Here is a 15,894-nt window from a genome sequence, read left to right on the forward strand (position 1 = left end):
TCAGCCCTCGACCAGCCTTCGCGCGATCACCTGCGCCTGGATCTCGGCCGCCCCCTCGAAGATGTTGAGGATGCGGGCGTCGCAGAGCACGCGGCTGACCGGGTATTCCAGCGCAAAGCCGTTGCCGCCATGGATCTGCAGGGCGTTGTCGGCCGCCGCCCAGGCGACGCGGGCCCCCAGCAGCTTGGCCATGCCGGCCTCAAGGTCACAGCGCCGCTCGGCATCCTTCTCGCGGGCAGCGAAATAGGTGAGCTGGCGCGCGATGACGAGCTCGGCCGCCATCATGGCGAGCTTGTCGGCGACGCGCGGGAAGGCGATCAGCGGCTTGCCGAATTGGATCCTCTCTTGCGCGTAGCGCAATCCCAGATCGAAGGCCGATTGCGCCACGCCGAGCGCCCGGGCCGCGGTCTGGATGCGCGCCGCCTCGAAGGTCTGCATCAGCTGCTTGAAGCCCTGCCCCTCGACGCCACCGAGCAGGTTCTCGCCCTTGACCTCGAAGCCGTCGAAGGCGAGCTCATATTCCTTCATGCCGCGATAGCCGAGCACCTCGATCTCGCCGCCGGTCAGGCCCTCGACCGGGAAAGGCTCGGCGTCGGTGCCGCGCGGCTTCTCGGCGATCAGCATTGAAAGGCCGCGATAGCCCGGCGCATCCGGATCGGTGCGGACCAGCAGCGTCATGATGTCGGCGCGGACGGGATGGGTGATCCAAGTCTTGTTGCCGTAGACCTTCCAGACAGCTTCGTCTCCTTGTCCGTCCCTGACCGCCTTGGTGCGCAGGCTGGCCAGATCGGAGCCGGTGTTCGGCTCGGTGAAGACAGCGGTCGGCAGAACCTCGCCGGAGGCGATCTTCGGCAGCCAATAGGCCTTCTGCGCGTCGGTGCCGCCGCAGAGGATCAGCTCGGCGGCGATCTCGGAGCGGGTGCCGAGCGAGCCGACACCGATATAGCCGCGCGAAAGCTCCTCGGAGACGACGCACATCGAGACCTTGGACAGGCCCATACCGCCGAATTCCTCGGGGATGGTCAGGCCGAAGACGCCGAGCTCGGCCATCTGCTCGACCACCGGCATCGGGATGTATTCGTTGGCGAGATGCCATTCATGGGCGTGCGGCGTGACCTGCGCCTCGCAGAAGCGGCGCATTTCAGCGCGGATCGCCTCAAGCGTCTCGTCGAGGCCGGGATCGCCGACACTGGCGAGGCCCTGGCTCTGACTGAACAGGGAAACGAAGCGGGCGCGGTTCTCGGGCGTGTTGCCCTGCGCGATCAGCGCGTCCGCGGCGTCCGAGCAGGCCTCGGCGACAGCCTTGGCCGAGAGCCCGAGAGACGGCAGCCGGACGATCTCGCCCTGGCTCATCGGAATGCCGCCGAAGATCTGGGCGGCGTATTCGCCGGCGCCGATCCTGATGGCGTAGTCCTCGATCGCACCGTAGCGATCCTCGGCCTGCAGGCGCTCGCCATAGGCTTTCAGCTCGCGCAGCGCCATGACATAGGTCGCGAGCCAGGACAGGCCATGGGCGGCGTGCTGTTCCTGCTCCAGCTTCGCCGCGGAGACCCGGCCCTCGACCAGCACCTTCTGGCGCACTGCCGCGACGGCCTGCTCCAGCAGCGCCTCGAAGCCGGGCAGCGCGGCGCCGATCAGTTCGATGGCGGAAGCTTGCGTCGCGGTCCTGAGGACGGCGTTGGCGCTCATGGTCTCTCTCCCTTGTTGCGGCGCAGCATAAGGGAAGTCGAAGCGCTTGCGATAGTCGTGTTTCGGCAGCCAGCGCCCTACTTTCGACTGGCGAGCACGACGCCGAGCACGGCGACCGCCATGCCGACGAGCTGGATCGGCGAGAGGGTCTCGCCGAAGAGCAGCCAGGCCTCGACCGCCACCGCCGGCGGCACGAGATAGAGGAAGGTCGCCGTGCGCGAGACCTGGCCGCGGCGGATCAGGATCAGATAGAGGCCGATCCCGCCGAGCGAGAGCGCCAGCACCGACCAGGCGAGCACCAGCGTCATCGTCAGGTTCCACTCGATCCGCATCGGCTCGAGCAGGAAGGCGAAGGGCAATGTGAACAGGAAGGCGGCGGCGTATTGCACCGCCGTCACGGTGCGCAGGTCCCCGGAGACGATCCGCGCCTTCTGCCAGAACGAGCCGAAGGTGACCGCGAACATGCCGATGACGTTGACGATCACCGGAACGAGCACGGCTCGCATGACCTCGGGCTCGACGCCGACGAGCTTCGGCTCCAGCACGAGCCCGATGCCGATAAAGCCGCAGACGATGCCGGCCCAGCGCACCGGCGAGATCCGCTCGCCGACGATCAGCGGGGCGAACAGCGCCGTCAGAACCGGCTGCAGCCCGGCGATCAGGCCGGAGACGCCAGCCGGCAGGCCATGGCGCACCGCCCACCAGACGCCGCCGAGATAGAGCGCGTGCAGGAGGATGCCGGCGATGGCGCAATCGATCCAGGCACGCCGCCCCTTCGGCCAGGGCGCCCCGACCGCGACGGAGAGCGCGGCAAGCGCGACGAAGGCGCAGGCGAAGCGCAGCGACAGGAAGGTCAGCGCGTCCGAATGCCGGGCCGAATAGCCGGCGACGATCCAGCCGCTCGACCAGAGGAAGACGAAGAGCACCGGCGCGAAGCGCAGGAAGAGCGGCGTGGCGAACATCAAACGACCTTTCCGAGCGCCTGATACGCTGGAAGCGCCGCCTTGTCGCGGCTATGGACGCCGCAACGGCATGTCCTCCGCGCCGTCACGGCTTGCCAGCCGCTCCGAAGCGGCCACAATCGCCACCCTGCCCTGCCGAGCCTGCCGATGTCCCTGCTCTCCGCCCCCGCCATCGCCTTCGAGCGCTTCATAGCCCATGATGGCTGGGCGATCGCCAGCCACATCGCGCTCTCGGTGCTGATGTCGCTCTTCCCCTTCCTGATCATCGTCACCGCGCTCGGCGGCCTGTTCGGCTCGCAGGAAGCGGCGGACGAGGCGGCGCAGCTCCTGCTCGAGGCCTGGCCACGCGAGATCGCCGAGCCGATCGCGCGCGAGGTCCGCTCGGTGCTGACCGCGGTGCGCAGCGACGCACTGACGCTCGGCGCGGTTCTGGCGCTGTATTTCTCCTCCTCCGGCGTCGAGGCGCTGCGAATCGGGCTGAACCGTGCCTATGAGGCCTATGAATGGCGCTCCTGGTGGCATACCCGGTTGGAATCGATCGTCTATGTGATCGGCGGCGCCTTCTTCATGCTGGCCTTCTCGCTGCTCGTCGTGCTCGGCCCGCTGATCTGGCGCGGCGTCGTCGGCTATGTGCCGGCGCTGGCGCCGCTCGGTTTCCTGCAGGCCTTCCTGCGCCTCTCGGCCGCGACGGTGGTGATCGTGCTGGCGCTCTGCGTCGCCCACAAGGCGCTGCCGGCCCGCGCCCCGCATATCGGCGCGATGTGGCCGGGCATATTGATGACGCTCGCGGTCTGGCTGGTCGGCGGGCTCGGCTTCGGCTGGTATCTCGACTCCTTCGCCGGCGCTTATGTCACGACCTATGCCGGCCTCGCGACGGCGATGATCGCGCTGGTCTTCCTGTACTGGCTGGCGGCGATCTTTCTCTACGGGGCCGAGCTCAATGCCGCGATCGCGATCGTGAGGGCGCCGAAAGCCACGCCGGGCGAGGCGATCGCATCGCTCTGACCGGTGCTGCCGACACGAAGTTTCGAGATGGGGCCTGTCACCGGATGATCGAGACTGCGCGCCTGCGCCTGCACCCTCATACGCTGGAGGATTTCGAGCCCTGGTACGCGATGTTCTCCGACCGGGAGCTCTTCACGTTCATCGCCGCGCCGCAACTTTCGCGGGAGGATGGCTGGAACCGGCTGCTGCGCTACGCTGGACACTGGTCCCTGCTCGGCTACGGCATGTTCGCGGTCTTCGACAGGGCGAGTGGCGCGTTCATCGGCGATGTCGGCTTCGCCGATTTCCATCGCGGGCTGGGCGAGCGCTTCGACGCCATCCCGGAAGCATCCTGGATCATGACGCGTACAGCGCAGGGGCGCGGCCTCGCAACGGAAGCGGTCACCGCCTGCCATGGCTGGATCGACCGTGCGCATGCGCCAGCCCGCACCGTCTGCCTGATCAATCCCGACAATGCCGCATCGCTGCGCATCGCCGGCAAGCTCGGCTACCGGCCTTTCGGAAACTGCCTCTACAAGGACGCTCGCTGCGCCATGCTGGAACGGCTAAGTCCCCGGCCGGAAACGGCAGGGCGCGATTGAAGACGGAAAGCCTGCAACCATGCGGATCGAAGCCTGTGCCGCCGACATGCTGGACGACTGGGTTGCGCTACGCCTCGCGCTGTGGCCGGAAGGCGGCGCGCAGGACCATCGCGACGAGGCCGCCGGGATACTCGAAAGCGAGAATGAGGCGGCCTTCATTGCGCGGGATGACGACGGGCTCGCCATCGGACTGGCCGAGGCTGCGCTGCGGCACGACTACGTCAATGGCTGCGACACGTCCCCCGTCGGCTTCCTCGAAGGCATTTATGTGCAGCCCGAGAACCGGAAGCGCGGCGTCGCCCGTGCGCTGTGCCGCGCCGTCGAGACCTGGGCCGCCGGCCATGGCTGCGCCGAATTCGCCTCCGATGCGGGCCTGCACAACACCGGCTCCCAGCAGATGCACGAAGCGCTCGGCTTCGAGGAAACCGAGCGTGTCGTCTACTACCGCAAGCGACTGCGGCCGGGCTGACCGCCCGGCCGGCGCCGTCAGCCCTGGCCGAGCAGCGACATGCGCCGGGTGATCTCGGTCTTCTCGAGCCGGCAGGCGACGCAATAGGCGGGGTTGAAGACGTTGGCGACGTCGTAGCGCACCATCTGGCCGAGCAGATGGCTGGCCTCGAGCGCATCGACGCCGAGATCCTCGACGATCCAGCGCAGCATCTCGGTCGTCGCGAACTGCAGCGGCTGGTCGAGCGGGCGGCCGCTCGCCAGGGTGATGATCTCGGTCGCGGTCTCGCAGCGCGGCCAGCGGCCCGGCGCGTTCTTGCGCAGATGCAGGGTGAACTCGATCTCGAAGCTGGTCTCGATGCCGGTGCCGACGATCTCGCCATCGCCCTGGCCGGCATGCCCGTCGCCGAGGAAGAACAGCCCGCCCTTCTCGGATACCGGAAAGGCGATGCGCGCGCCCGGCCCGAAGCGGCGGTAGTCCATGTTGCCGCCATAGGCGCCGCTGGTCGCGGTCGAGATCGCCTGGCCGCCGGCCGGCGCCACGCCGAAGCAGCCGATCATCGGCGCCAGCGGAAAGCTCCAGCCGGAAATGCGCTCCGAACCGCCGATCAGGCTGACCGTGCCCTTCCCCGCATCGATCGCCCATTCGAAGCGCTCGCTCTTCGGCAGATCGGCGACCGTCTTTGGATCGACCACCTGCTGCGAGAGCGGCGAATAGGTCCAGCCGGTGGCGCGGTTCGGCGTCATCCGGTCGATCGTCACGATGATCGCATCGCCGGGCTCCGCTCCCTCGACGGCGAATGGGCCGGTCATCGGATTGCCGCGCGGTGCCTTCTGGGCACCGTCATGGTCGAAGCCGGCGGCGTCGAGCGTCGTCGTCACGATCGTGTCGCCGCTCGCGACGGTGAGAACCGGCGGCAGCGTCGCCATGACGTTGGAATAGGTGGTCGGGACGAAACGATGCAGCGCCATGGATCTCACCTGCCGGTCATGCGGATGCTTCGGGCGCCGAGGATCGGCCGCCGAAAACGCAAGGGCCGAATCCCTCGGGATCCGGCCCTTGCGTAACCCTATAGCATCGGACCGAAAAGTGGACTCCACTTCTCGGAAAACTCCGATGCGATAACAATGAGATAGATCACCATGACCGCGTCCGGACGGACGCCGGCGATTCAGGCGATTTCGTCACGGGGACGCCAACAAGCAGGCTCGGTGTGCCGACCGCAGCACCGCGGCCAGTGGGGCTGCAGGTCGGTGCAACCGGGCTCGCTCAGCCCTCCAACGCCTCGACCACATCCTCATAGGTGCGCAGGCCGGTCCGTGGCGCGTAGACCAGCACCGCCATGTTGCCGGGCGCGTGCTCGTTCTTCCACATTTTGTGATGGGCGAGCGGGATCTTGTCCCAGGGGAAGACCTCGGACATGCAGGGATCGATCCGCCGGTCGAGCACGAACTGGTTGGCGGCCGAAGCCTGCTTGAGATGGGCGAAATGCGAGCCCTGCACGCGCTTCTGCCGCATCCAGACATAGCGGGCGTCGAAGGTGATGTTGAAGCCGGAGGTGCCGGCGCAGAACACCACCATGCCGCCGCGCTTGGCGACGAGGCAGGAGACCGGGAAGGTCGCCTCGCCGGGATGCTCGAAGACGATGTCGACATCCTTCTTGCCGGTGATGTCCCAGATCGCCTTGCCGAACTTGCGGGCTTCCTTGGTCCACTCGACATATTCCGGCGAGTTGACCTTGGGCATCTGGCCCCAGCAATTGAAGTCCTTGCGGTTGATCACGCCCTTGGCGCCGAGGCCGAGCACATAGTCGCGCTTGGTCTCGTCGGAGATCACGCCGATCGCGTTGGCGCCGGAGGCGGCGCAGAGCTGCACGCCGAACACGCCGAGACCGCCGGAAGCGCCCCAGATCAGGACATTGTCGCCCGGCTTGATGGTGTGCGGGGCATGGCCGAAGAGCATCCGATAGGCGGTGGCCAGCGTCAGCGTGTAGCAGGCTGCCTCCTCCCAGGAGAGGTGCTTCGGCTTCAGCATCAGCTGGCGCGACTGGACCCGGCAGAACTGGGCGAAAGAGCCGTCCGGCGTCTCATAGCCCCAGATGCGCTGGGAGGAAGAGAACATCGGATCGCCGCCATTGCACTCCTCGTCGTCGCCATCGTCCTGGTTGCAATGGACGATGACCTCGTCGCCGACCTTCCAGCGCTTCACCTTCGAGCCGACGGCCCAGACGATGCCGGAGGCATCGGAGCCGGCAACGTGAAGCGAGCCCTTGTGCACGTCGAAGGGCGAGATCGGCTGGCCGAGCCCGGCCCAGATGCCGTTGTAATTGACGCCGCCCGCCATCACGAGGAGCAGCACCTCCTCCTCGCCGATGGACCAGGTCGGCACGACCTCGACCTGAAAGCTCTCCTGCGGCGGACCATGACGCTCGCGCCGGATCGCCCAGGCATACATGTTGGCCGGGACATGGCCGAGCGGCGGGAGCTCGCCGAGCTCGTAGAGTTCCTTCAACGCGGGCTTCGCGACGGGCTGCGGCTTCGACATTCGCTTTCTCCCTTGTCGCCACGCCTGCTTTCGGTGGCGTTGCCGGCGATCATGCGGCCCTATGCTGCACCGCGCCATCCTTCTTTGGAATATATTGCATCGCAAAATAGCCGGGATGACAAGCCGCCCCCATCGGGAATGCCCCGGCTTGACGCTGCGTCGTCTGCGACAGCTTACTCGGTTTCCTCAGGGAGACCCAAAATCGTGATCTGTCGCATTTCGACCATCGTCGGCCTCGCGGCCTCAGGGCTGATCTGCGGGTTCCAGCCGGCGCTGGCCCTGTCGCCCGAAGCGAAGCGCATCGCGGCCAGCGAGGCGCGGTATGGCTGCGAGGGGCCGGGCGGGCGCTTCAGCGCCAAGGGCGCGATCGAGCGCGACCTGACCGGCGACGGCAAGCCCGATCTCCTGATCAACCATGATGAACTGACCTGTTCGAGCAGCCTCGGGGGCAGCGGCTCCTGCGGGGCGGCCGCCTGTACCGTGAAGATCTTCGTTCGCGAGGGCGAGCGCTTCAGGGAGGCGCTGGATATTCTCAGCGCCAGCGTCGAGATCAGCCCGGGCAATCCCCCGAGGATCGGCCTGTCACGTGGGCCGAACTCTCATTCATATCGCTGGAACGGCCGCACCTTCAAATAGCGGCGCTTTACCCGGCGCGTCCCCGAGCCTGCCCGAACCCAACCCTATCGCGGTGACGGAAAGCGGAACGCGATCCGAACAAGGCCGGCCTGGCTGTTCACGCCCGTTTTCGCGTAGACGGCTTTGAGCTGACCGCGCACGGTCTCGAGCCCGGTGCCGCCGCGTTCGGCGACCTGGATCGGCGTCAGGCCGGCGGCGATGCCCTCCGCGACCCGACGCTCCGCAGGCGACAGCCCGTAGCTCCGAGCCAGCCAGCCGATATCCGGAGCGTCTGCGGGGCGCGCCTCCTCCAGGATCAGCGTGGCGGCAAGCCCGGAAAAATACCCGGTGGCGCCCTCGGCCTCCGCCTTGACCAGCGTCAACCTGTAGGCGCCGAGATACACGACACGGGACCGTGGACCGGTATAGCCGCGCGACAGCATCCGCTTCAACAGTGCTGCGGACGCCTCATCCCGCAGCCGCAGGGTTCCCATGGCCGTCAGCCCCACCGCCGTTCCGGCTGAGAGCAGGGTCTCGGCCCGTGGAGAAGCGGCCCGCAGCCTCATGCCCTCCCCGACCACGATGACGGCGACATCTGGCGCATCCAGCAGCGAGCCCCCGAACTGCGCGAGCGCCCCGCCGGAGCGACCGGTGCGATAATAACGGAAGGCGCGGGTCAGATGCGGGCTCAGCCGCGTCAGAAGATCGGCGACATGCTGGTTCTCCTCGGGATCGATGCGCGTCGTCAGGGTACTCAGCAAGAACGAGCAGGTTTCCTCACGCCACAAGGTCACCCCAACTCCGGCCTCGATCTCGCGGCGCCGCAGGAAGTCGGCGTAGTATTCCGTCCTGACGAACGCGTCGCGGGGTACGATGCGTTCCCCGATGATGCCGGTGCCGAGCGGCGTGCGGGCGACGTTGTGCATCCACGGGTTCAGGCCGACATAGTAGGCGGCGTAGTCGCGCGCCGTGTCGGCATCGAGCCCGGCCGCCAGGGAGATGCCGCCTTCTCCCGATTTCTGGTCATGGAAAAACAGGGTCGAAACGCCGCCCGGGATCAAGGCGTTCAGCCGGTCGAGGAACTCCTGCCAGGATTTCTCGCCGAGCAGAGCGGCGTAGATCAGATCAGTCAACTCCCGCTCGGCAGGCTCGATCATCGTATCGTTCAGCATGCCGCCTGCGCGAGCGTCCCGTCTCCATGGGCGAGTCGGGGAAAAAGCGACTCCCGTAAACTTAACCCGTTCCAGCCGAGATAGGCCATACTGCTTGGCGTGGCTGGCACCGCGCGCAGCGGTGGACCGCTCTACAAGAACTTCCCTTCCGTCCCGACCCTGCGCTGTCTTGGTTCTCGGACCCTGTTACAGAGCCTTCTGAAACCTTCTTCGAGACGCCTTCTCCCGACGGAACGCGCGCCCTCGGGATCAGGGTTGCAAGACATCGCAAACAGGCTTTCAGGCGGGCGACGAGGAATCTGGCATGCCCGGATCGCCGGAGACGCCGCATCCGCCCGCCAAGATGGCCGCACTTGCCTCACGTCCAAGTTGTGGCGATACCGCCATCATGGACATGGTTCGAGAGCTTCACGGCACGATTGTGCTGATCTGCGCTGAAGACGGTCCGCCGCTTGCAACCGAGCGCGACGCCAACGACTTCCTCGGCGCCGCCTGGGCGGCGGAAGCCGCGACGGTGGCGATCCCCGTCGCGCGGCTCGATGCCGCCTTCTTTCGGCTCGCGACGCGTCTTGCCGGCGAGGTCGCGCAGAAATTCGTGAATTACCGCGTGCGCCTGGCCGTCATCGGCGACATCTCTGCCCATTGCGCGGGCAGCCAGGCCCTGCGCGACTTCGTGCATGAGAGCAACCAGGGCCAGGCGCTCTGGTTCGTCAGGGATATCGCGGCGCTCGACGCCCGGCTCGCGCCCTGAACGTCAAGCCGGGGCGCGCGCCGCCAGCATGTAGTTGACGTCCATATCGGCCGAGAGCGACCAGCGATCGGCGAGCGGGTTGTAGGCGACGCCCTGGTGCGAGAACGGCACGAACCCGCCTGCCGCGATCGCCGCCTCGAGTTCGTCGGGGGTGACGAACTTCTGCCAGTCATGGGTGCCGCGCGGCAGCCAGCGCAGGATGTACTCGGCGCCGACGATGGCGAGCGCCCAGGATTTCAGGGTGCGGTTCAAGGTCGCCATCACCAGGAGCCCGCCAGGCTTGGCGGCGGCACAGCAGGCGCCGACGAAGGCCTCGACATCGGCGACATGCTCGACCACCTCCATGGCGAGCACGATGTCGAAGCGCCTGCCGGAGGCGACCACGGCCTCGATCGTCTCGTCGCGATAGTCGATCGACAGCCCGGTCTTCTCGGCATGGGCCCGCGCCACGGCGATGTTGCCGGCGGCAGGATCGAGCCCCGTCACCTTGGCGCCAAGGCGCGTCAGCGGCTCCGACAGCACACCGCCGCCGCAGCCGATATCGACGATGTCGAGCCCGTCCAGCGCCCGCAGCGATTTCGGATCGCGGCCATAATGCTCGCAGGCGAGATCGCGGACATAAGCGAGGCGCACCGGATTGAATTTGTGCAGCACCGCCATCGGCCCCTTCGGATCCCACCAGCTCTTGGCCATGGCATCGAAGCGGGAGACCTCCGCCGGATCGATCGTCGAGCCTTCGCGCGCCGCTGCGCTCATCGTCTTGCTTCCCCGTTTACGCCCGTCCGGTGCCGACCGCATTGACAGTTTCGGCGCTGGCCGTCATCTACACCCGCCCTTCGCCCGGCGCGAGGGGACGTTTCGTCCCGGCCTGTGCCGGGGCAGTCTCGAGAGCCTTTGGATGTCATGGCCCGTCTGGTGATGAAATTCGGCGGCACGTCCGTCGCCACCGTGGAGCGTATCAAGAACGCGGCCCGCCACGTCAAACGCGAGTTCGACGCCGGCCACGAGGTCGCCGTCGTCGTCTCGGCGATGTCTGGCAAGACCAATGAGCTGGTCGCCTGGGCGAAGGAAGCCGCGCCGAACTTCGATCCGGCCGAGTACGATGTCGTCGTCGCCTCGGGCGAGCAGGTCACCTCCGGTCTGATGGCGCTGGCGTTGCAGGAGATGGGCCTGCCGGCGCGCTCCTGGCAGGGCTGGCAGATCCCGATCTATGGCTCCGACGCGCACAGCGCGGCAAGGATCGAGAGCGTCGACGGCGCCGGCATCCTGGCCGGTTTCGACCGCAATCGCGAGATCGCCGTCTGCTCCGGCTTCCAGGGCATCAATCCGCGCAGCCATCGCATCGTCACGCTCGGCCGCGGCGGCTCGGACACCAGCGCGGTCGCGCTCGCCGCCGGCCTCAAGGCCGATCGCTGCGACATCTACACTGATGTCGACGGCGTCTACACCACCGATCCGCGCGTCGTGCCCAAGGCCCGCCGCATGGACAAGGTCTCCTTCGAGGAGATGCTGGAAATGGCCTCGCTCGGCTCCAAGGTGCTGCAGGTGCGCTCGGTCGAGATCGCCATGGTCCAGCGTGTGCCGACCTATGTCCGCTCCTCCTTCGACGACCCAGACAACCCCAATCCAGGCACCCTCATCTGCGACGAGGACGATATCGTGGAACAGCAGATCGTCACCGGCATCGCGTTCTCGCGCGACGAAGCCCAGATCACGCTCCGGCGCGTGGCCGACAAGCCCGGCGTCGCCGCGGCGATCTTCGGCCCGCTCGCCGATGCCAACATCAATGTCGACATGATCATCCAGGTCGTCTCCGACGACCAGGCGACCACCGACATCACCTTCACCGTGCCGACCGGTGATTTCGAGCGGGCCAAGGCCCTGCTCGAATCGAAGCATGAGACCATCGCCTACCAGTCGCTGCAGGGCGCGACCGAAGTGGTGAAGATCTCGGCGATCGGCGTCGGCATGAGGAGCCATGCCGGCGTCGCGGCTCGCGCCTTCCGGGCGCTCGCCGAGAAGGGCATCAATATCCGCGCCATCACCACCTCCGAGATCAAGTTCTCGGTGCTGATCGACGCGGCCTATACCGAGCTCGCGGTGCGCACGCTGCATTCGCTCTACGGGCTCGACGCCGCCTGAGCATCTGGGCGGTCCAGCGCCCTCACGTCCAGAAGGGCGTGGCGGCAGCGAATTTCCGCCAGCTCTTCAGCAGCGCCTTCGCGGCCTCGAGTTCGTGACGGCGCTGCCAGCCGAGCACTGCGCCGGCGGCGAAATCGACCCCTGGCCGGAGCTGGCCGCCGCGCAGCGCGCCGAGCAGCGGATAGGTCGTCGCAACATCGTTGGCGACGCCGAGCGCCTCCTGCAGCCTCGTCAGCCTTGCGAGATATTTGCGCGCCGCCGACTGCCCGGCATAAAGCGGCAGAAAGAACTCGGCCATATAGCGCAGCTTCTTCAAGGCAAGCCTGAGCTCGTGCCGGGCCTCGGGCGGCAGCCTGGCGAAATGCCGGCCGCGTCGCAGCACCTTGCGATGGCTGCGCGCGAGCACCCTGCCGGCAAAGCTGCCGACCGGCTCGGCGAGCACCGCCAGCGCCGCGCTTTCAATGCCGTTGCGCCAGCCGCGCCGCTCCAGCACCGCACCGAAGCCGAGCAGGAAGCGATTGACACGCCGGCTGGCGAGCGCGGCGTGAACGGCCACATAGCTTTCGGCCTGCTGCGGCACCGCCGCCTCGCTCAAAGGCGAGAGATCGACCCCGTCCAAGCCTTCGGCAGCGATATCGGGCAGCGTTTCGGTGATAAACACATCCCAGTTGCGCGCCGGGCCGAGAACATGGGCGAGCTGCTTGGCCTCGGCCGCGATCGGCTCCAGGGCCGGAGGCCCCAGTTCGCGCCGGAACAGGGTGAAGGCGGTGCGCAGGCGGCGCAGCGAAACGCGCATCTGGTGCACGGCTTCCGGCGAGCCGGCTTGCATCGCCGGGCCGAGATTGGCCATGAGATGGCGGTAGCCATTGCCCAGGATCGCGGCGATGGCGGCATCGACATTGTCCTGCGCGCAAAGCGTGACGGGCTTGGCCTTCTGTGCCTGCGCCGCCGTCCCGAAAGCCAGCCGGTGCCCGCGCGCCGCCTTGCTCGCGGTCTCGATCTGCAGAGGCGCGAGCTCCAGCAGGGCAAGGCCGAACTCGTAGAGCGCCGCCGCATCGCCTGACTTCAGCTCGAGCTCGACCTCGCAGAGCGGCAGGCTCTGCTCGCCGGCTTCGATCGTGCCGTGGTCGAGCGCGATCTCGATCTCGGCCCCGGCGAAATCGAGCTTCTGGATACGCCGGCGCACCTTGGTGGCGAAAGCCGGCGCCAGCGAGGTCGCAGGAAGCGAGACGAGCGGCTCGCCGATCTCGGCCAGCGGCAGCAGCGTGAGGTCGAGCCGCCCCTCCGGCGACGGAACCTCCCATTCGTCGCGCGCCAGCGGATTCTCTCCCGCCTTCGCCCGCTTCAGAGTCTGGACATGGCGCCGTCCGCTGCGGCGCAGGCGCAGGGACAGGCCGTGGCGATCGAGCAGGCAGTCGGGCGTGTCGTAATAGGTCGCCTCGAGCCGACGGACGATGCCACGATTACGCGCATGCCGCGCGATCAGCTCGGCATCGCGCAGCGCGGTCAGCGCTTCCGCCGAGCAAGCCAGCTTGAGCTCGACCTCGCGCGGCGTGACCGCAGGCGGCGGCAGCTCCTCCGCGGCGGGCTTTGCGGCATCCTGCTCCGGTGTGGCTTCCAAAGCGGCTCCCCTGCGAGACTGCGGCTGCTGACGCAGCGGCGAGACTAGCCTCGCAGTCAAGCGGCTGTCACCCCGTCCTTCCGGACAGCAGCGGCTGCGCCGAAATGCCTATGGCCAAGCCCCCGCCCGCCCTGCGAGATTGGCCGAGCTCCCGCGGACCCGTCTTTCCTGCCATGCGCATTGCCGTTCTCTCGGACATCCACGCGAACCGCGAGGCGTTGCAGGCGGTGCTGGAGGCTGTCGAGCGACTTCGCCCCGATCGGCTGGTTCTGCTCGGCGATCTCGTCGGCTATGGGCCGGATCCCGGCTTCGCCGTCGAAATGGCACAGAAGCTGGCCGCGGCCGGCGCGCTCTGCGTGCTCGGCAACCATGACGAGGCGGCCGTGCACGGGCCGTCCGGCATGACAGCACATGCTCATGAGGCGGCGCTCTGGACGCAGACGCAGCTGTCTTCAGAACAATGCGCCTTCCTCGCCGCCCTGCCGCTGACGGCGACGCTGGCAGGCGCCCTTTTCGTCCATGCCAGCGCCCGCACGCCGCAAGCCTGGCCCTATGTCACCGATGAGCGCAGCGCCGGCCAATGCCTGGCCGCCAGTGAGGCGGCGCTGATCATCTGCGGCCACACCCATCAGCCCGCGCTGTTCTACGCCAGGCCCGGACACGAGCCGGTGCGGTTCACCCCGCGCCGGAACCTCGCCGCGCCGCTATCGGCACTGCGGCGGCATGTCGTGGTGGTCGGCGCCGTCGGCCAGCCGCGCGATGGCGACCCGGCCGCCTGTTTCGCCCTGCTCGACACCGAGCGGGCCGAGGTGACGATGGTCCGCGTGCCCTATGACACGCAGGCCACCGCCCGAAAGATCGCCGCCGCCGGCCTGCCGGAATGGCTCGGCATGCGCCTGCAGATCGGCCGCTGAGGGAGGAACCGGATGGAGAAGCCGCAGGCCGGCACGGTGATAGACGGTTTCACGCTGACGGAAGGGCTGAAGGCCGGCGGCATGGCGACGCTCTGGCGGGCCACTCATCCGGACGAGACGGCGCCGCTGGTGCTCAAGATCCCCTTCTTCCACCCGGGCGACGACGTCTCGGCGATCCTCGGCTACGAAGCCGAGGCCCTGATCCATCGCCGGCTGGCCGGCCCGCATGTGCCGCGCTTCGTCGCCGCCGGCGATCTTGCCCGCACGCCCTATATCGCGATGGAGTTCGTCGCCGGCACGAGCCTGGCGGAGACGATGCGCCGCGCGCCGCTGCCGGCCGCCGAGACCGCGCGCATCGGCGAAGCGATCGCCGTCGCCCTCGCCGAACTCCACCGGCAAGGCGTAGTCCATCTCGATCTCAAGCCTGAGAACGTGATGATGGTCGGGAACCGGGCAGTGCTGCTCGATTTCGGACTGGCGCATCATGTCGAGCTGCCGGACCTGCTCGGCGCCGAGAGCACGATGCCGATGGGCACGGCCGCCTATATGGCGCCCGAGCAGGTGCTGGGAGACCGCTCCGACCCGGCGAGCGACCTCTTCGCGCTGGGCTGCCTGCTCTATCAGATGGCTTCGGGAGAGGAGCCTTTCGGCCGGCCGCAGAGCGTGGCCGGCATGAAGCGCCGCCTATACCACGCCCCGAAGCCGCTCGGGAGCATCAATGCCGAGACGCCGGCCTGGCTCGAGGAGATCGTCCGGCGCTGCCTCGAGGTCGATCGCGGCCGGCGCTATGCCGATGCGAGCAAGCTCGCCTTCGACCTGCGCCATCCCGAGCAGGTCACGGTGGCACGCCGGCGCCGCGTGCGGCCGCACGGGCTCTGGCAGCGCCTCGTCGCCCTGTTCCAGAAGCGCGACGAGCAGGAGATCACCGGCGCGCCGACACAGGTGCGGCGCAAGGCCGGCCCGTCGATCATCCTGACGGCGGTCGACCTTTCGGAGGGCGAAGGACCACTCGCCGGCGCTATCCTGGCCGAGACCAGCCGGCTGCTCGCGGCACGCGAGGATTCCTGGCTCGCCTGCATCACCGTGCTGCGCACCGAGATCATCGGCGAGACCAAGACTGTCGATGCCGAGGGCCGTTCGCTCTACATCAAGCGGCTGGTGGCGCTGAAGGACTGGGCAAGGCCGCTACACCTGCCGGAGGAACGCGTCAGCTATCACGTCATCGAAGCGGTCAGCGCCGCCGATGCGATCCTGCGCCATGCCGAGCGCAACGACATCGACCATATCGTCGTCGGTGCCCGCTCCTCCTCGGCCGTGCGCCGGCATCTCGGCAGCGTCTCGACCAAGGTCGTCGCCGAGGCGCTCTGCTCGGTCTCGGTGGTGCGGCTCAAGACCGGAGAGCCGGACTGAGCGACGTTGCGCGTTGACCTTCCTCGGCGCCCCCCCGAAT

15 protein-coding genes are annotated in these 15,894 nt (G+C 67.8%); 8 read left to right on the forward strand and 7 right to left on the reverse strand.

Features of this window, described 5'->3' with window-relative positions; all coding sequences use genetic code 11:
• Together ACWGRX_RS14885 and ACWGRX_RS14890 are read right to left on the reverse strand one after the other, a co-directional pair.
• Nucleotides 1-1,689 (reverse strand): acyl-CoA dehydrogenase family protein, encoded by a 1,689-nt coding sequence (locus tag ACWGRX_RS14885; protein WP_452118161.1) that lies wholly within the window; start codon nt 1,687-1,689, stop codon nt 1-3.
• Between the two features lie 77 nt (nt 1,690-1,766).
• Nucleotides 1,767-2,651 (reverse strand): DMT family transporter, encoded by an 885-nt coding sequence (locus ACWGRX_RS14890; protein ID WP_291647777.1) that lies wholly within the window; start codon nt 2,649-2,651, stop codon nt 1,767-1,769.
• A gap of 147 nt (nt 2,652-2,798) precedes the next feature.
• Here ACWGRX_RS14890 and ACWGRX_RS14895 point away from each other — a divergent pair, with 147 nt between their 5' ends.
• The 3 genes from ACWGRX_RS14895 to aac(6') are packed head-to-tail and all read left to right on the forward strand — an operon-like array spanning nt 2,799 to nt 4,706.
• Nucleotides 2,799-3,656 carry a YihY/virulence factor BrkB family protein gene (locus ACWGRX_RS14895; protein WP_291638271.1) on the forward strand — a complete coding sequence of 286 codons (858 nt, stop codon included), beginning with the start codon at nt 2,799-2,801 and terminating at the stop codon, nt 3,654-3,656.
• Nucleotides 3,657-3,700: 44 nt separating this feature from the next.
• Nucleotides 3,701-4,237: a GNAT family N-acetyltransferase gene (locus ACWGRX_RS14900; protein WP_452118162.1), complete on the forward strand. Its 537-nt coding sequence runs from the start codon at nt 3,701-3,703 to the stop codon at nt 4,235-4,237.
• A gap of 19 nt (nt 4,238-4,256) precedes the next feature.
• On the forward strand, nt 4,257-4,706 hold the full coding sequence (gene aac(6') / locus ACWGRX_RS14905; RefSeq protein ID WP_452118163.1) for an aminoglycoside 6'-N-acetyltransferase: 450 nt from the start codon (nt 4,257-4,259) through the stop codon (nt 4,704-4,706).
• 17 nt (nt 4,707-4,723) lie between these two features.
• Here aac(6') and ACWGRX_RS14910 read toward each other — a convergent pair whose 3' ends face one another.
• The gene (locus ACWGRX_RS14910; RefSeq protein WP_452118164.1) at nt 4,724-5,656 is read right to left on the reverse strand and encodes an acetamidase/formamidase family protein; all 933 of its coding nucleotides are present in this window, start codon (nt 5,654-5,656) and stop codon (nt 4,724-4,726) included.
• 298 nt (nt 5,657-5,954) lie between these two features.
• Nucleotides 5,955-7,229 (reverse strand): crotonyl-CoA carboxylase/reductase, encoded by a 1,275-nt coding sequence (gene ccrA, locus ACWGRX_RS14915; protein ID WP_291647769.1) that lies wholly within the window; start codon nt 7,227-7,229, stop codon nt 5,955-5,957.
• A 12-nt stretch (nt 7,230-7,241) separates the two neighbouring features.
• Here ccrA and ACWGRX_RS14920 point away from each other — a divergent pair, with 12 nt between their 5' ends.
• Nucleotides 7,242-7,865: a hypothetical protein gene (locus ACWGRX_RS14920; RefSeq protein WP_452118165.1), complete on the forward strand. Its 624-nt coding sequence runs from the start codon at nt 7,242-7,244 to the stop codon at nt 7,863-7,865.
• A 44-nt stretch (nt 7,866-7,909) separates the two neighbouring features.
• On the opposite strand, the gene ACWGRX_RS14925 is transcribed toward ACWGRX_RS14920, so the two are convergent.
• Nucleotides 7,910-9,016, reverse strand: a complete 1,107-nt coding sequence (locus tag ACWGRX_RS14925) for a helix-turn-helix transcriptional regulator (protein WP_452118166.1) — start codon at nt 9,014-9,016, stop codon at nt 7,910-7,912.
• 388 nt (nt 9,017-9,404) lie between these two features.
• On the opposite strand from ACWGRX_RS14925, the gene ACWGRX_RS14930 reads away from it, so the two are divergent.
• Nucleotides 9,405-9,767: a DUF4180 domain-containing protein gene (locus tag ACWGRX_RS14930; RefSeq protein WP_452118167.1), complete on the forward strand. Its 363-nt coding sequence runs from the start codon at nt 9,405-9,407 to the stop codon at nt 9,765-9,767.
• 3 nt (nt 9,768-9,770) lie between these two features.
• Here the strand turns inward: ACWGRX_RS14930 and ubiG are convergent, their stop codons facing one another.
• Nucleotides 9,771-10,523: a bifunctional 2-polyprenyl-6-hydroxyphenol methylase/3-demethylubiquinol 3-O-methyltransferase UbiG gene (gene ubiG, locus ACWGRX_RS14935; RefSeq protein WP_291638265.1), complete on the reverse strand. Its 753-nt coding sequence runs from the start codon at nt 10,521-10,523 to the stop codon at nt 9,771-9,773.
• A gap of 147 nt (nt 10,524-10,670) precedes the next feature.
• On the opposite strand from ubiG, the gene ACWGRX_RS14940 reads away from it, so the two are divergent.
• Nucleotides 10,671-11,909, forward strand: a complete 1,239-nt coding sequence (locus tag ACWGRX_RS14940; RefSeq protein ID WP_452118168.1) for an aspartate kinase — start codon at nt 10,671-10,673, stop codon at nt 11,907-11,909.
• Nucleotides 11,910-11,931: 22 nt separating this feature from the next.
• On the opposite strand, the gene ACWGRX_RS14945 is transcribed toward ACWGRX_RS14940, so the two are convergent.
• Nucleotides 11,932-13,530 (reverse strand): CYTH and CHAD domain-containing protein, encoded by a 1,599-nt coding sequence (locus ACWGRX_RS14945; RefSeq protein ID WP_452118169.1) that lies wholly within the window; start codon nt 13,528-13,530, stop codon nt 11,932-11,934.
• Nucleotides 13,531-13,703: 173 nt separating this feature from the next.
• On the opposite strand from ACWGRX_RS14945, the gene ACWGRX_RS14950 reads away from it, so the two are divergent.
• Nucleotides 13,704-14,444, forward strand: a complete 741-nt coding sequence (locus ACWGRX_RS14950) for a metallophosphoesterase family protein (protein WP_452118170.1) — start codon at nt 13,704-13,706, stop codon at nt 14,442-14,444.
• 12 nt (nt 14,445-14,456) lie between these two features.
• Nucleotides 14,457-15,854: a bifunctional serine/threonine-protein kinase/universal stress protein gene (locus ACWGRX_RS14955; RefSeq protein WP_452118171.1), complete on the forward strand. Its 1,398-nt coding sequence runs from the start codon at nt 14,457-14,459 to the stop codon at nt 15,852-15,854.
• Nucleotides 15,855-15,894 lie beyond the last annotated feature (40 nt).

It is taken from the genome of Allobosea sp. NPDC055594 (assembly GCF_053618995.1).

What these genes read in the sequence shown, in the direction of transcription:
- ACWGRX_RS14885 (WP_452118161.1), bottom strand. Translation starts at nt 1,689, where the DNA reads ATGAGCGCCAACGCCGTCCTCAGGACCGCGACGCAAGCTTCCGCCATC.
- ACWGRX_RS14890 (WP_291647777.1), bottom strand. Translation starts at nt 2,651, where the DNA reads ATGTTCGCCACGCCGCTCTTCCTGCGCTTCGCGCCGGTGCTCTTCGTC.
- ACWGRX_RS14895 (WP_291638271.1), top strand. Translation starts at nt 2,799, where the DNA reads ATGTCCCTGCTCTCCGCCCCCGCCATCGCCTTCGAGCGCTTCATAGCC.
- ACWGRX_RS14900 (WP_452118162.1), top strand. Translation starts at nt 3,701, where the DNA reads ATGATCGAGACTGCGCGCCTGCGCCTGCACCCTCATACGCTGGAGGAT.
- ACWGRX_RS14910 (WP_452118164.1), bottom strand. Translation starts at nt 5,656, where the DNA reads ATGGCGCTGCATCGTTTCGTCCCGACCACCTATTCCAACGTCATGGCG.
- ccrA (WP_291647769.1), bottom strand. Translation starts at nt 7,229, where the DNA reads ATGTCGAAGCCGCAGCCCGTCGCGAAGCCCGCGTTGAAGGAACTCTAC.
- ACWGRX_RS14925 (WP_452118166.1), bottom strand. Translation starts at nt 9,016, where the DNA reads ATGCTGAACGATACGATGATCGAGCCTGCCGAGCGGGAGTTGACTGAT.
- ACWGRX_RS14930 (WP_452118167.1), top strand. Translation starts at nt 9,405, where the DNA reads ATGGACATGGTTCGAGAGCTTCACGGCACGATTGTGCTGATCTGCGCT.
- ubiG (WP_291638265.1), bottom strand. Translation starts at nt 10,523, where the DNA reads ATGAGCGCAGCGGCGCGCGAAGGCTCGACGATCGATCCGGCGGAGGTC.
- ACWGRX_RS14940 (WP_452118168.1), top strand. Translation starts at nt 10,671, where the DNA reads ATGGCCCGTCTGGTGATGAAATTCGGCGGCACGTCCGTCGCCACCGTG.
- ACWGRX_RS14950 (WP_452118170.1), top strand. Translation starts at nt 13,704, where the DNA reads ATGCGCATTGCCGTTCTCTCGGACATCCACGCGAACCGCGAGGCGTTG.
- ACWGRX_RS14955 (WP_452118171.1), top strand. Translation starts at nt 14,457, where the DNA reads ATGGAGAAGCCGCAGGCCGGCACGGTGATAGACGGTTTCACGCTGACG.